At 71.2% G+C, this 15004-nt stretch carries 7 protein-coding genes; all 7 read left to right on the top strand.

Annotated features, from left to right (window positions below):
- Positions 1-2: 2 nt before the first annotated feature.
- The 7 genes from HYQ63_RS01255 (at position 3) to HYQ63_RS01225 (ending at position 14670) form a co-directional block, all read left to right on the top strand.
- Positions 3-2747, top strand: coding sequence for a PEP/pyruvate-binding domain-containing protein (locus HYQ63_RS01255; RefSeq protein ID WP_179932085.1), 2745 nt, complete (start codon positions 3-5; stop codon positions 2745-2747).
- Positions 2744-3676: a UbiA family prenyltransferase gene (locus HYQ63_RS01250; RefSeq protein WP_179932084.1), complete on the top strand. Its 933-nt coding sequence runs from the start codon at positions 2744-2746 to the stop codon at positions 3674-3676. The genes HYQ63_RS01255 and HYQ63_RS01250 overlap by 4 nt, the downstream gene beginning before the upstream one ends.
- 53 nt (positions 3677-3729) lie before the next feature.
- Positions 3730-4764, top strand: coding sequence for an NADP-dependent oxidoreductase (locus tag HYQ63_RS01245; RefSeq protein ID WP_179932083.1), 1035 nt, complete (start codon positions 3730-3732; stop codon positions 4762-4764).
- Between the two features lie 513 nt (positions 4765-5277).
- Positions 5278-6039 (top strand): DeoR/GlpR family DNA-binding transcription regulator, encoded by a 762-nt coding sequence (locus HYQ63_RS01240; protein ID WP_179932082.1) that lies wholly within the window; start codon positions 5278-5280, stop codon positions 6037-6039.
- Positions 6040-6154: 115 nt separating this feature from the next.
- Positions 6155-8986 (top strand): AAA family ATPase, encoded by a 2832-nt coding sequence (locus HYQ63_RS01235; protein WP_179932081.1) that lies wholly within the window; start codon positions 6155-6157, stop codon positions 8984-8986.
- Between the two features lie 298 nt (positions 8987-9284).
- Positions 9285-11864 (top strand): LuxR family transcriptional regulator, encoded by a 2580-nt coding sequence (locus HYQ63_RS01230; RefSeq protein WP_179932080.1) that lies wholly within the window; start codon positions 9285-9287, stop codon positions 11862-11864.
- Positions 11857-14670: an AAA family ATPase gene (locus HYQ63_RS01225; protein WP_179932079.1), complete on the top strand. Its 2814-nt coding sequence runs from the start codon at positions 11857-11859 to the stop codon at positions 14668-14670. Before HYQ63_RS01230 ends, HYQ63_RS01225 begins: the two co-directional genes overlap by 8 nt.
- Positions 14671-15004: the final 334 nt, after the last annotated feature.

Raw genomic sequence — 15004 nt, 5'->3', positions numbered from 1 at the left:
ACATGACCATCGAGAACGTACTGCGGGTCGTCCGCACCGCCGGGCGCCGGGGTCCGGTACTGCGCGGGAGAGCGCTGCTGGACGAGGCGGAGGTGGGCCCGAAGTTCGCCCGCCAGGCCCGGATGGCCTCGGCCGGACTGCCCGTGCCCCACTTCTTCTGCCTGCCCGCGAGTCTGTTCACCCGCACCCTGGCGCCCGTACGCCCGCGGCTCCTGGCGATCCTGCGGCGGCTGGACCACGCCGACCCCGACCGGCTGGCCGAGCAGTCCGACGCCCTGCGCCGCCTGGTCCTCGACGTGCCGGTGCCGCTGCCGGTGGCGCGCGCCGTCCACCGGGCGTACGACGAGGTGTTCGGCCCGCACGCCGTGGTGTCGGTGCGGTCCTCGATGGTGGGGCCGGGTGGGCGGGCCGCCGAGGACTCGGCCGAGGACGCCTTCGCGGGCATCGGCGAAAGCTTTCTGTACGTCACCCGCGATCAGGTGCTGGAGCGGGTGCGCGAGTGCTGGGCCTCCGGGTTCGGAACCCGGGCACTGTTGTACCGGGCGGCGCGCTCCACCGCCGCCACGGAGGACTTCGCCGTAGGCGTGGGCGTCCAGCGCATGGTGTTCGGCCGCCGCTCCTTCGTCCTGTTCACCTGCGACCCGCTGACCGGGGCCCGGGACCGGGTGCTGGCGGCCGGGCTCGGCATCGGGGAGGGGGTCGTCCAGGAGAAGGTGCCGGTGGACCATCACTTCATCGACCGGCGCACGGGCGCGGTCCGCTCCGTCGTCGCGCACAAGCCCGAGCGCATGGAGGAGGATCCCACGCGGCCGGGCAGCGGGCCCCGTCTGCTCCCGGTGCACGGCCACGAGCGGGACGAACCGGCGCTCACCGACGGACAGATCCGGCACATCACGGACGTCGGCGACCACGTCGAGCGGCTTTTCGGCTGCCCCCAGGACATCGAGGGCACCCTCACCGAGGACGGCGCCCTGCACATCCTCCAGGCCCGGCCGGTCGTCCTCGACCTGGGCGGGCAGCGGCTGTGGAGCAACGCGAACATCACCGAGAGCTATCCCGGCGTGACCACCGCCCTCACCTACTCCTTCGCCCAGCGCTTCTACCGTGAGGACTTCCGCGACTTCTACCGGCGGCTCGGGGTCCCCCCCGCCGTGCTGGCACGCCATGAGAACGACCTGAGGTCCATGCTCGGCCTGCTGAACGGCCGGGTCTACTACTCCCTCAGCGCGTGGTACACGCTGCACCGGCTGTCCCCCACGTTCCCGCTGTGGCGCGCCAGTTTCGAGCGGATGATGGGCATGTCACCCTCCGTGACGGATGTACGCCCCGACCGCCTCGCCACCGCTCCCGGCCGGCTGCCCGAAACCGCCGCGGCCCTGCTGCGCCTGGCCTGGCTGCGGGCCGTGCACGTCCCCGCCGCCCGGAGCTTCGACCGCTGGTGGGGGCAGACCATCGCGCGCCACCGCGAGGCCGCCAGGACCGCCGACCCGCTCCAACTGGCGCAGCTGATGCGGTCACTGTGGCGGGAGGCCGGGGGACGCTGGGGCCTCACCCTCGTCAACGACGTGCTGTTGCAGACCGCCGAGACCGCCGTCATGCGGCTCTTCTCCCGCTGGCTGCCCGGCGCCGACGCGGGTCTGCACAGCGATCTGCTGTGCGGTGGCGAGGAAAACCGCAGCGTCACCATTCTGATGTCCCTCCTGGATCTCGCCGAACGGATCAGGGACACCCCCGGGCTGCTGGACGCCCTCGCCGATGAGGACCCCGACAAGCCCGCCGAGGAGCTGCTGCGGCGGATCGAGGACGGCGCGTTCGGCACGGACATCGCGGACCGGATGCGGGCACACGGGGCGGCCCACGGCGACCGGGGCCTGCAGGAGCTCAAGCTGGAGGTCCCGGTGCCGCGCGAACAGCCTTCCCAACTGCTGCGGCTGGCCGGCGAGTACGCGCGCAGCGGCCTGACCCGCGAGCGCCTGCGCGGCCGGGAGACCGCGACCCGGCGGGCCGCCGAGGAGCGGCTGCGGACGCTGCTGGCGCGCCACCCCGTGCGGCGCGGGGTGCTGCGTGCCCTGCTCGCCCAGCAGCGCCGGTTCATCAACATCCGGGAGGACACCCGCTACAGCCGCAGCGAGCTGTTCGGATTCGGCCGCCAGATCTACCGCCGGCTGGGTACGGAACTCGCGGCGCGCGGTGTCCTGGACGCAGCGGAGGACGTGGTCCACCTCACCGAGGAGGAGATCCTCGGCCACTTCGACGGGGGCGCGGTCACCGACGATCTGCGGGGGCTGGCGCGGCTGCGCCGAGCCGAGTACCTGAGCCGTGCCAGCCTCGATGTCGAACTCCCCATGGACTTCGCCACGATGGGCCCGGTACGCGACGGGCTGCCCACTCCGGAGCGGGACGCGCAGCCGGGCTCGCGGCTGCGCGGACTGGGCTCCAGCGGCGGTGTCGTGCGTGGCACCGCCCGTGTGGTCATCGACCCGCACCAGCGTGTCGATCCCACCGACGACCTGATCCTGGTGGCCCGGGAGACCGACCCCGGGTGGCTGTTCCTCATGCTCTCCGCGCGCGGCATCGTCGTCGAGCGCGGCACGCTGCTGTCTCACACCGCCATCAGCGGCCGGAAGTTCGGCATCCCCACTGTCGTCGCGCTGCCCGGCGCGACGAGAAGGATTCCGGACGGGGCACGCGTGGAGATGGACGGCGCGACCGGTACCGTGACGATCCTGGACGAGGTGGCGGAATGAGCGGCACGGTGCGGCGGCTGTACGCGTTCTTCGCCGAGCGTGCCCCCGCCCGCGTCTATGTGACGTACGCGGTGCTGTGGGTGCTCGCCCTGGAGGGTGCGCTGGCCCTGGTGGAGCCGGGCGACGCCCGCTGGCGGCTGGGGGTGCCCACGCTCGCCGAGATCGGCACGGTGTGGCTGGCCCTGCTCTTCATCCGGGTCGTGGACGAGCAGAAGGACCTGGCGTACGACCGGGAGCACAATCCGGGCAGGCCACTGCCGCGCGGCTCGATCACGGTACGCGAACTGCGACTCGCCATGGCGGTCATCGCGGCCGCGGGCATCACACTCACCGTGTGGCGGTCGCCCCTGCTCACCGGCTGGCTGCTGCTGGATCTCGCGTACATCTGTTTCCTGGTCGGACTCGAACGCTGGTCGAGGGCGGTCCGGGAGGGCATCTTCCGCAATCTGGCGGTGAGCTATCCCGTGCAGGCGCTGCTCAGCGTGCACGTGTGGCTGTCGTACCGGGACGCGACGGGCGCCGGCCCGCACTGGAACGCCGCCGTGCCGGTTCTGCTCTGCGCCTGTGTCTTCCTGCACTTCGAGTTCGCCCGCAAGACCAGCCACCAGGTCACGCCCGGCGCCACCCTCTACTCCAATGCCATTGGCACCCGGGGCTCCGTCGGGCTGACCGTGGGCTGTGCCCTGGCGGCGGCGGTGCTGGCGCTGCTCGTCGTACGTCCGTGGCAGGTGCACGGTCCGGCGGCGGCCGCCGCGTGGCTGCCGCTGTCGGCGCTCGGCTGTATCTGGGCGGGCGGCGAGCGGTTCGCGCTGGCCGACGCGCGGGGCGCGACGTGGCCGCGGGGACCGGCGATGGGCTTTCTCGCCTGGTTCTACGTCGGCCTGTTCGTGGCCGCGCTGAGCGTGGCGGACCCGGGCCTGACCGTGTGACACCCCGCGCCCTGACCGCGTAACACCCGCCGTCCGAGGATGAGGACCACCCCATGACCGAACCCGAGTCCGTGCCCGTCCCCGTCCCGTCCACCCACCGCGAGGTGCGCCTGACCGCGCGTCCCGAGGGCAGACTGCGCCCGGACCGGTTCGAGGTCGCCGAGGCCCCGGTCCCGGTGCCCCGCCATGGCCAGGTCCTCGTACGCAATCGGCTGACGCGGGTCGGCGCGGTGACCCGCACGCTCATGGAGGACGCCGACGCCGTCCTCCCGATGTCCCGGTACGAACCGGGCCGGGCGCTGTGGGCGCCGGCGCTCGGCGAGGTGGTCACGGCCCCGGGCACCCGCCTCGGCCCCGGCGATCTCGTCAGGCACCAGCTCGGCTGGCGGGAATACGCGGTGATGGAGGCGGACGACGCACGGCGCGTCGACCCGGCCCTGTGGCCCGACCCGGCCGCCTGCCTCTCGCAGGGATTCGCGGGCTGGCTGGCAGTGGTACGCGCCGCCGAAGTAGGGCCGGGCGACACGGTGTTCGTCACCGGCGCGGCGGGCGGGGCGGGCTCCATCGCCGGACAGTTCGCCCGCGTGCGGGGAGCGGGACGGGTCATCGGGTCGACGGGGTCGCGGCGCAAGGCCGACTACCTCGTGGGGACTCTGGGTTTCGACGCGGCCGTCGTCAGGGGCGAGGCGCCGATCGCGGAGCAGCTGCGCGCGGCGGCCCCTGAGGGTATCGACGTGCTCGTCGACACGGTCGGCGGCGAGCAGCTCCGGGCCGCGTTGGCACTGGCCCGCCGAGGCGCGCGATGCATCGTCATCGGCGCGCTGTCCGCCCAGGCCTGCGGCGGCACGACGGCCGAGGTGCCGGTCGACACCCTGGCGCTGTTCTCCCGGGGCATCACCCTCCGCGGGCTCACCACCGCCGACCACCGCGACGCGGCGCCGCGCTGGGAGGAGCAGTTCAGCCGGGGCCTGCGCGCCGGTGTTCTCACCTTTCCGCACACCCGGCTGCGGGGGATCGAACGGGCGCCGCGTGCCCTGGGCGAACTGCTGGACGGCCACCACATCGGCACGGTCCTTCTGGAGTCGTGACCGGAAGGACGACGCGCGGGCCCCGCCCGTACGCGTCCCCGTGCGGCGGCTGCCCCCGTACAGCCCCTGGCCGAGCACGCCACGGCGAGTGATTATTGGGTCGCGGCCCGGGGAGCGCTCGGTAGACAGGCGTGATGGTTGACCGCTACGTCGGACCCGAGTCCTCGGCGGCCTGATCAACGAGTACAGATACGCGGCCTGACAAGCCGCTATGGGTTGTTGAACGGCACATGGTCGCCGGGATATTCGCGCAGGTCAGCGCAACTATGTCACCTCGTTTCGGCGACTCACCGCGTGTTAGTGTCAGCTTCCGTCGCTTATATAGCAACCTTTGATCCCGGGCGCGGTCGGCAATGGCTACCGGGGCGACGCGGGGCCTTGGGCCGCTGAACGGAGGGGGGATCAGGTGCTGTTCACTCGCAGACGCCCCGAAACTCCGGCCGAACCGTTGTGCGCCTCCCTACGGCTGAGTAGCCTCCCGCGTCGGGTAGGCCGAGGGGGGAAGAAACGGGGATGTACGCAGAGGAGCGCCAGCAGACGATCCTGGAAGTGGTAAGGAGAATCGGCAGGGTCGACGTGGCAGGCTTGGCGTCGCGATTCGACATCACCACGGAGACGGTGCGCCGGGATCTGACGCTACTCGAGCGGCGGGGTCTGCTGCGCCGGGTGCACGGTGGAGCGATCCCGGTGACGACCGGGTCGGCCGAGGCGGATCTGCCCGCCCGCCATCCGGTGACGCTCACCGAGCGGCGGCGTATCGCCAGGGCCGCGATGGAATACGTCCCCGAGACGGGCGCCATTTTACTTGACGCGGGTGGAACGATGGGCGAGCTCGCGGACCTCATACCGGTCGACCGGGAGCTCACTGTGGTCACCAACGCGATCGACGTCGCCCTCACTCTCACCGGCAAGGGCAATATCACCGTGATGCTGGTCGGCGGCCGGATCAAGTCCCGTCCGTTCGCCGCGGTCGACAGCTGGGCGTTGCGCCTGCTGAGCGAGATCCATATCCACGTCGCCTTCCTGGCCGCCGGCGGGATCTCGCTCGAACGCGGCCTGACCACCACCGACCCCTCCGAGGCGATGGTCAAGCGCGCGGCGATCTCGGCGGCCCGGCACACCGTCGTGCTGGCCGATCACACCAAGATCGGCCACACTCGTTTCGCCCAATTCGGCAACCTTGCCGACATCGACACGCTGATCACCGACGACCGGGCGGACTCCCATGTGACGAGGGATATCGAGCGGGCGGGGCCGCGCGTGCTGGCCGTGTGAAACGCTGCCCTGCGAAGCGGTACGATCGCGTCGTACTGATCAACCAAGCGGCGGCCATGTGTTTTCGGCCGCTTGAGGACGCCCAACCGCCGTCGCCGGAGCAAGAGGAGTTACGGTGGTCGCGCGCAGTGGTCCGCAGTCCGAACCGGCTACGGAACTGGCCGGCCGCGACTGGGAACGGTCTCTCCTGGTCGAGCGTGCACGCGGTGCGTCGCTCGGCGAGGGCCAGGCAGTCCTGTTGCGCGGCCCGGCGGGCATCGGCAAGACCAAGCTCCTCTCCGTCGCGCTCGATGAGCTCACTCCCATCGCCCGGACAGTGTTGACCGTCAAATGCCCGGAGAGTGGTTCGACCGCCTACGAGACGGTTCGTGGCCTGTTCGAGCCGTTGCGCCTCACCGAGGACGGAGCCGAAAGCTCGCCACTGCTCAGCGGGAGCGCCCGGCTCGCGCTGCCCGCCCTGCTTCCCGACCGCACGGACGAGACCGGTCCCACCGACACGTACTCGGTCATGCACGGCCTGCACTGGCTCACCGCCGGACTCAGCGCCGACGGCTTGGTGGTGCTGGCGATCGACGACGTCCAGTGGTGCGACGAGGCCTCCCTGCGCTGGCTGGGCTTCCTGCTGCGCCGCGCGGATGACCTGCCGCTCATGGTGCTGATGACCCAGCGCACCGGCCACGAGCAGTCCCGGCCCGAGGTGCTCGACGAGATCAGCGACACCCTCAGCTGCCTGATCGTCGACTTGCCGCCGCTGACCACCGAGGCCGTCGGCGAAATGCTGCACTGGGCCTTCGACCGTGAACTCGACTCGGCGTTCTCCGCCAAATGCGCTGAGATCACCGGCGGTAATCCGTTCCTGGTACGGCGGGTGGTCAGCCGCCTGCGCGGTGACGAGATCTCGCCCGGTGCCGAGCAGACGGCTCTGCTCGACGAGCTCGGATGGAATGTCGTCGCGCGCTCCCTGCTCGACCGGCTCCCCAGGGACGCGTACGCGGTCGCCACGGCGATCGCGGTGCTGGGCGGTGAGACCGTCGAGATGATCGCGGCATTGGCCGGGACGCAGCCGGGCCCGGCGCGAGCGGCGGTGGAGATCCTGCGCGCCAACGATCTGCTCGGCGACGGCCTCGACTACGCGCACGACCTGATCCGGAGCGCGGTGCTGGACACCACGTCGGCGAACGAGCGGGTGGCACTGCGCGAGCGGGCCGCCAGGCTGCTCAACGACTCCGGCCGCCCGGCCGAGGAGGTCGCGGTCCAGCTGATGCTGCTGCCCGGCGACCCGGCACCCTGGATGGTCGGAGTGCTGCTGACGGCCGCGGAGAGCGCGGAGCACCGGGGAGCGCCCGTCGCGGCCGCGCATTACCTCTCGCAGGCGCTGAAGCACGACCCGGACGACGTGAGCTTGCTGGCCGCGTTGGCCAGGGTGCTCGGGCAGAGCGAGCCCGCAAAGGCGCTGGAGCACCTGGAGCACGCGCTGGGCCTGGTACGCGATCCGCGCACCCGAGCCCCGCTCGTGGTGCAGTACGCCCTGACCTCGTTGGGAGCGCAGAACTCCCTGCGGGCCTTCGAGTTGGTGGATGAGGTGATCGACGCGATCGAAGCCGAGGCCGGTGCGGAAGCCACCCCGGCGGACCGCGCGCTGCGCACGCTCGTCGAGTTCGCGTATCTGATTTCCGGCCTCGATGAGAAGTCCACCGTGCACAGAGTGGGGCGGCGATTTCGCGACTACGTACCACCGCAGGGGGACACCGCAGAGGAGCGACAGTTGCTGGGCATGCTGTCCTCGCTCGGCACCTTCCAGGGCAGGCCCGCCACCGAGGTCGCAGCCCAAGCGGAGAAGGTCCTGCGCATCGGCGATGTCGCACCGGGCGGATGGGCGGTGCTGAGCGCCAGCCTCCCGCTCTACCTCGCCGACGAGATCGATCCCGCGCTGGTCGCGCTCACCGCCCTGATCGAGCACGCGCAGCGCACCGGTGAGGCGTGGACGCACACCCTCGGCGCGAGTACCCGTGCCGAGGTCTACCGGTGGGCGGGCAACGTGGGTGAGGCGCTTTCCGACGCGCAACTGTCTTTCGACGTCGTGCTCCAGGAGTCCTGGGCCCCGAACGTAGTGATGCCACAGACCGCGCTCGCCTCGGCGCTGATCCGCCGGGGGGAGCCCGCGCGGGCGCAGGAGGTACTCGATCTCATCACCCGGCCGCGGCTGGACCGATTCACTCTGGAATACCACTGGTACGTGATGGCGCGGGCGCGGAGCCGGGCGGCACTGGGTGACCTGGAAGGCGCCCTCACCCACTTCTACCGGTGCGCCGACAGCCTGGCCGAAGGGGGCATCGGCAACCCCGTGCTGGCGCCGTGGTGGTTCGACGCGGCGGACGTGCTCGCCGAACTCGGCCGCCCCCACGAAGGACTGGACCTCATCGAACGGGTGGAGGAATCGGTGCACCGCTGGGGCACCACGCGGGCCCTGGGCATGTTCCGGATGGCCCGTGGGGTGTTGACCGCGGGCGACGCCGGCATCGACCTGCTCACCCACGCCGTGCACACACTCGCGGACTCGCCCGGCAGGTTGGAGCAGGCCAGGGCCGAGTATCTGCTGGGCCGCAGGCTGTACCGCAGGGGTGACGCCGAGGGCGCGCGCGAGCGGCTGCGCCGGTCGATCGACCAGGCCGTGCTGTGCCGGGACCAGCTACAGCTCAACCAGTCGCTGCCCGCGCTGAGCGAGGCGGGCGGCAGGTTGCGCCGCAGCACCGCCTCGCCCGTTGACACGCTGAGCGGCAGCGAGCGCCGAGTCGCCGAGCAGGCCATCGCGGGGGCGACCAACCGGGAGATTGCCGAGTCGCTGTTCCTCACTCAACGGACCGTTGAGTTCCACCTCACGAGCGTGTACCGCAAGCTCGGCATCCGGGGCAGGAAGGAGCTCGCCCGCGTCTTGCGGAAGACATAAGGGCCATTCTGATAACGGTTGGAGATAAAAGAGCCCCAATTCGGGGACCCTGGCGCGGGATGAGCCCCCATCAATGCGCGTAGAGATTGTCATGACCTCAAAGGAAGCTCAGCGTTACCAGCGCGATGCTGCACAGTCACAAGCGCAGCTGTAATCTCCGGTGTATTCACTTCATCTAAGGATCGCTGGTGCGAGTGACGCGAGAGGCGTACATGCGGAACTATCACGCGCGGTTCATCGTTGCAGCACTCCCTGCTCCTGTCCATGCTGCGGTGACACATCCCGGGCGTGTGTCACGATGAGGCCCGCGCCTGCCCTCGCCGCGGACGAATTCGTAGGCCGCCAGAGTGCCCTGACCGTGCTGGAGGAGCTGATCGGGACGCTCGAGGCCGGCGGGTCGGGCATGGCGGGCGTGACCGGTCCGCTCGGGGTGGGACGCAGCGCGGTGCTGCACCGGGCGGTGGACCGGGCACGCGCTCTCGGGTCGGCCGTCGGCTTCGCGCGCTGCTCGCCGGTCGAGTCGCGGGTCCCCTACGCCGCGGTGACCCAGCTGTTCGCCGGGCTCCGCCCGCCGTCACGGATGGTCGAACTGGCCACCGTCTGTAGGCGCAACGGCCGCCTCGCCGCCTCGGTGCCGCTGCTGTGCGACGAGTTCCTGGCGCTCGCCGCTGACCGTCCGCTGCTGCTCGCCGTGGACGACTTGCAATGGGCCGACACATGGTCGCTGCGCTGGTTCGCGGCGATGGCCCGCCGCGCGCACCACGCCCCGGTCCTGCTGATCGGCTCCTCCTACGGTCCGCTCTCCCGTCTTCTCGGCGAGGAGTGTCTCCTGGATGACGCGGGTCTCGCCGGGATGCGGGAGATCCCGCTGGCCTCCTTGTCCACGGCCAACTCCCGGAAGCTGCTGGAAACACTGACCGGGCGTGAGATCGGCGCGAGGGTGGCCGCCGTTGCGGCCGATATGACGATGGGCCGCCCGGCCATGCTGCGCAGCATCGCAGACCACTTCACTGCCCGGAACCTGCCGCTGGACGCCGATCGGATTCCACAGCTGATCGAGGCATCCTGGACCGCGTGGTCCGTACGGGCCAACCGCGCCATGCTCAGCATGCCCGCCGACGCGCTCGCCCTGCTGCGCGTACTGGCCGCCGTCGGCAGCAACTTCGAATTCGAGATCGCCGGTTCCCTGGCCGGACTGCGTGCCGCCAGACTGGACGGCGCGCTCGACACCCTCCTCGTCGCGGGGCTGGTGATCGACCCCGACGCACCCCGGGTGCCCTGTGCTCGTCTCAGCGCCGAGATACTTGCGGCAATGACCGCCTCCGAGCGCGAACACCTCTACCTGCGAGCGGCGGAATTGGCCCGGAAAGTCGGGGCCGGGGTCGACACCGTCGCCGATCTCCTGGGCCACGCGCCGGCTTCCGGCCTGCCCTGGGCCGGGAAGACGCTGTCCGAAGCGTCCGCGTACCGCATGCGGCGGCGCAGAACGGAGGCTGCGGCCGCGGCGCTGCGCCACGCGCTGCGCGAGCCGATGAACGACGCCGACCGGGCGCATCTGCTCACGCGGCTTGCCTCGATCGAGGTCGTGCTCTCGCCACAGGCCAGCGATGGAAGGCTACGGCAGGTCCTCGTACGCCACGCGGACGGCGACTCGTGGCCCTCCGTGGTCCGGGCAGCCGACCTGCTGCTCAGCCGCGGTGACGTCGAGACGGCACGGCGGGTGATCTCCGAACTGCACGAAACGTCGGCCGGTTCGATACCCCAGGACGAACTGTCCCCGCTGAGGGCGCTGGGCTGGCTCGCGGGGGAGGAGGCGGGCACGGACCCGGAGATCCCGGCCGCCCCGCTGCCCGCCCCGGCCCGTCGCCCGGCCGACCCGGCCCAGGCCGGGGCGCTCGCCTGGCAGCTGGCCAGGTCGGCAGAGGAACGCGACCGGGCGCGGAAGCTGGCCCGGGCCGCGCTCGACGCGCCGAGCGAAGTACCGTCGATGTGCCGGATCGCGGCCTCCTGCGCGCTGCTGTGCGCCGACGACATCGCCATGGGCATGAACGGTCTGGACACCGTGGTGGCCGACGCACGCAGACGGGACGCCCGGGCGACCGTCGCGCGTGCGCTGCTCTACCGGGCGGGCGCCGCGCTGCGGCTCCACCGCCCCGACGAGGGGCTTCGAGACCTGGCCACCGCAACGCGGGAACTACCGCTGGAATCCTGGCATCCGGCGCTGGCAGCGAGGCTGGTAGCGAGCGAGATCATGACCCAGATCCGCTGCGGGAGGCTGGACCGGGCGCGACTGGCGGCCCGCCCGCTCACTCACACCGCCGACCAGGGCGTCGGCTGGGCTTTCCTGCTCTACGCCAAGGCGGAGCTCGGCCTGGTCACCGGCGACCCCGAAGGCGCTCTGGTGCTCTTGGAAGAGTGCGGCCGACTGCTGCGCGCGCGGCGTTGGAAGAATCCCATGGTTTTGCCCTGGCGCTGCACAGCCGCGGTGGCCCACCAGATGCTCGGCGCTCCGCAGACCGCGGCCCGGCTGCGCGCGGAGGAGCATGCCGTACTGGACCGCTGGGGCACCGGCGACGCCGTCGACCGGATGTGCGGCCAGACGGTGGAGGCGCTGGCCGAGCTCGGCGTCGAACTCCCACGTCCCCCGGTTCGGGCGCAGGGGAACATACCGGCATCCTCACTCGCCGGGCTGTCCGAGCCCGAGCGTGATGTCGCGCGGCTCGTCGTCGCGGGGCTTGCCAACCGCGAGATCGCCGACGAACTCCAGGTCGCCACGCGGACCGTGGAACTGCGGCTGACCAAGATCTATCGCAAGCTCGGGGCCAAGGGCAGAGCCGAACTGATGGCCCACCTGGCCCCCACGGGCCGGAATGGCTGAGGCTATGCTGCTGGAACGCGGACCCGAACTGACGGTCATGCGCAAGGCCGTACTCGAGGTGGAGTCCGGTGGGGGCGCACTGCTGCTGATCGAAGGCGAGGCCGGGGCCGGCACGACGGCGCTACTGCGCGAGCTGGTGCGACTCGGCGAGGACGCCGGCGCGCGCGTGCTCCGCTCCGGCGGTGCGCAGAGCGAGCGTCAATTCCCGCTCGGGGTCGTACGCCAACTGGTGCTGCCCCTGCTCGCGGCGCGGGATGACCTGATCCCCGCCGCGTCCCGGGCGATGCTCGGCGTGGCTTCCGGTGCGGTCGGCAGGAACCCGGGCGACGAGCTCGGCACCGATGTGCTCGCCTCCGTGCTGCACGGCCTGCACACCGCACTCGCCGGTCTCAGCGCCGGCCGCACGGTGGTTGTCGTGATCGACGACCTGCACTGGGTGGACGAGGCATCGCTGCGCGCGCTGGCCTTCCTGGCCACGCGACTGGACGGCATGCGGGTGCTCATCGTCGTGGTGCTGCAGGACGGGGAGAGCTCGCGTGACCCGCTCGTCCGGGAGATCGCGGACGCGGCGACCTACCGATTGCGCGCGGAAGCCCTTTCGGAGGAGGCGACAACTCGGCTGATGGTGGACCGGTTCGGCCCTGGATCCGACGGCGAGTTCGCCGCCGCTTGCCACGACCTCACCAGCGGCAGTCCGAAGGAGCTCCGTGTGCTGCTCGACCGCGCTCAGGCGCAGCGGCTGCGCGGCAGGGCCGCGGAAGTGGAGCGCGTACGCGAACTCGGCAGGTCGTTCCGGCGGGAGAGGCTGCTGCGCCTGCTGCGGCGCGACCGTGTCGTCCACACCTTCGCGAAGGCGCTGGTGGTGCTGGCGCACCAGGCCACCGAAGACCTGGTCGTACGGCTGAGCGGGCTGAGCCGGGACGAGTGCGCCGCCGCACGGTCGGTGCTGTGGAAAGCCCGGCTGCTCAGCGGATCCGGCCGGCTCGTGGTGCACGACCCCGTGCTGACCCGGGCTGTCACGGAATCGCTGGGAGCGGAGGAGAGTTCGCGCCTGCACCGGGCCGCGGTGGCTTTGCTGGACGAGTACGGAGCCGGGCCGGAGGAGATCGCCGTGCAGCTGCTGCACGTTGACACGGTGCGCGACCGCTGGGAGGCCGACCAGCTCAGAGCCGCGGCGGTGGCCGCGCGCAGGCGGGGCGCGCCGGACGCGGCCGTCCGCTACCTGCGCCGGGCGCTGATGGATCTGCCCATGGAGGGTCGGGAGCGGGCCGATCTGCTGGTCGAGCTGGCCGCCGTCGAATGGGACACCGATCCGGCCACGGCGGTCCGGCACATCGAACAGGCCGCGCGCCTGATGCCGGATCACCGCAGGCGCGCCGAGGTGGTGTCCCGGACCCCGCTGCACATGGCGGGCTGCGACCAGCGGCTCGCCGACCTCGTCCGTGAGGTGTCTGCCCGGTTCGATGATCCCGGCACGCTGCGCGGTTACGACAGGGAGCTCGCCCTTCGACTGGAGGCGCGCTCGCGCTATGCGGCGATCCAGGATCCCGAAGCGCTGGCGTCGGCCGGGGACCGGCTGGCGGAACTCGGTGGTGACGCCGCACTGGGCAGCGGTGCCGAACGTGAACTGTGCGTCGTACTGATGCGGGCCGTGACCCTGAACGGGCAGGTCGGCACCCGGAAGATCGTACGGATGGCCCAGCAGGTCCTCGACCACGAACCGACCCACTCCGCGCCGATGAGCGCGGCCCTGCAGATCCTGCCGTGGATGCTGCTCGTCGCCGATGCCGGGGATGTCGCCTCGTCCTGGCTCGATGCCGCGCTGGCCCACGCCCAGCGGCAGACCAAGCCGGCGCTCACCGCCCTGATCGAGGCGCAGCGCGGCCTCGTCCTGCTCGGTCGCGGGGACATCGTCGTGGCGCGGGAATGTGCGCTGCGCGGGCTGGAGCTGGCGGATCGGAACAAGCCGGAAACGATGCTGGTGCCGGCCATCGCGGTCGGCATGCTCGCGCTCGAACTGCAAGACAACACGCTGGCCGAGCGGGTACTGGAGATCGCCGGATCGGATACGGACCTGCGGATGTTCTTGATGCGGCGGTGTCTGAGGGGCAGGCTGGCGGCGGCGCGCGGGGACCTGCCCGCGGCGCTGGCGCAGTTCCTCGACTGCGGCCGCGTGCTCGACCGGGCCGGATGGGTCGGGTCGGCGGTGTCGATGTGGCAGGTCCCGGCTGCGCTGCTGCACCACCGGCTGGGTCGGCCCGGAGAGGCGATCGAGCTGGCCGAGGAGAACCACCGGCGTGCGCTGGCCTGGGGCGCGCCGACCGCGCTCGGCCGCGCGCTGCACACATGGGGCGCCGTGACCGATGGGCCGAAGGGGATCGCGCTGCTGCGGCAGGCGGTGGACGTGCTGCACGACGAGGGAAGCCCGCTCGAACTCTCTCGGGCCCTGGTCACGCTCGGGAAGCGCTTGCAGAGTGCCGCACCGGCGGAGGGCGACCAGTTGCTCATCCGGGGGCGCCGGCTGGCCGAGCAGTCGCAGACGTTCAGGGTGGGGGAGCATACCGGAGGGTTGGTCAGCGGCGTCACGCCCACCTCGGCTCCGGTCGCCAGGTCCGTCCTGACCCGTGGTGAGGCCACGGTGGCCGAACTCGCCGCGCGTGGCCGCAGCAACCAGGAGATCGCTGCCGAGCTGGAGATCAGCAGACGCGCGGTGGAGAAGCATCTCACCAACTCCTACCGCAAGCTGGGTATCGAGGGACGCTCTGCGCTCGTCGCGGCACTCGGGGTTCATAGCCACGGCGAATGAGTGCAGGGGGGCGGAAAAATTGCTCTGGCACGTGGCTCTGAATCCGGTCCTGCTCGCTTGAGGGTGACCCTCGTTTTGTCCGTTTACGCGTGTTATTTTCTGTGCGAGTTGACTCCTTGCGCAATCCTCCGGTTGTTTCCGGGCGTGCGCGTAGGTGAATAACGGATGTCGGTGGTGCGATGGCCTCGTGGATGCCCGATCGCATGTTGGAACGTGCCCGACCATGTGGAAGCGTGCGTTGCGTTCGTCCGGTTGCTGACGAGTGAACCTTGGCGACCCTGGGTGATCAAGGTCATGTTTTCGCAGCTCAGGGCTGGTGCCGTCACACCGAACC

Origin of the sequence: Streptomyces sp. Rer75, from assembly GCF_013414305.1 — a bacterium.
GTDB classification, from domain to species: Bacteria; Actinomycetota; Actinomycetes; order Streptomycetales; family Streptomycetaceae; genus Streptomyces; species Streptomyces himastatinicus.
Note: the sequence above shows the minus strand (reverse complement) of the source record. Positions and strands in the feature narration are given on the sequence as shown.

Bases quoted from the DNA above. Each gene is read 5' to 3' on its own strand.
- HYQ63_RS01245 (WP_179932083.1), top strand. From the start codon at position 3,730: ATGACCGAACCCGAGTCCGTGCCCGTCCCCGTCCCGTCCACCCACCGC.
- HYQ63_RS01240 (WP_179932082.1), top strand. From the start codon at position 5,278: ATGTACGCAGAGGAGCGCCAGCAGACGATCCTGGAAGTGGTAAGGAGA.
- HYQ63_RS01230 (WP_179932080.1), top strand. From the start codon at position 9,285: ATGAGGCCCGCGCCTGCCCTCGCCGCGGACGAATTCGTAGGCCGCCAG.
- HYQ63_RS01225 (WP_179932079.1), top strand. From the start codon at position 11,857: ATGGCTGAGGCTATGCTGCTGGAACGCGGACCCGAACTGACGGTCATG.
- HYQ63_RS01255 (WP_179932085.1), top strand. From the start codon at position 3: ATGACCATCGAGAACGTACTGCGGGTCGTCCGCACCGCCGGGCGCCGG.
- HYQ63_RS01250 (WP_179932084.1), top strand. From the start codon at position 2,744: ATGAGCGGCACGGTGCGGCGGCTGTACGCGTTCTTCGCCGAGCGTGCC.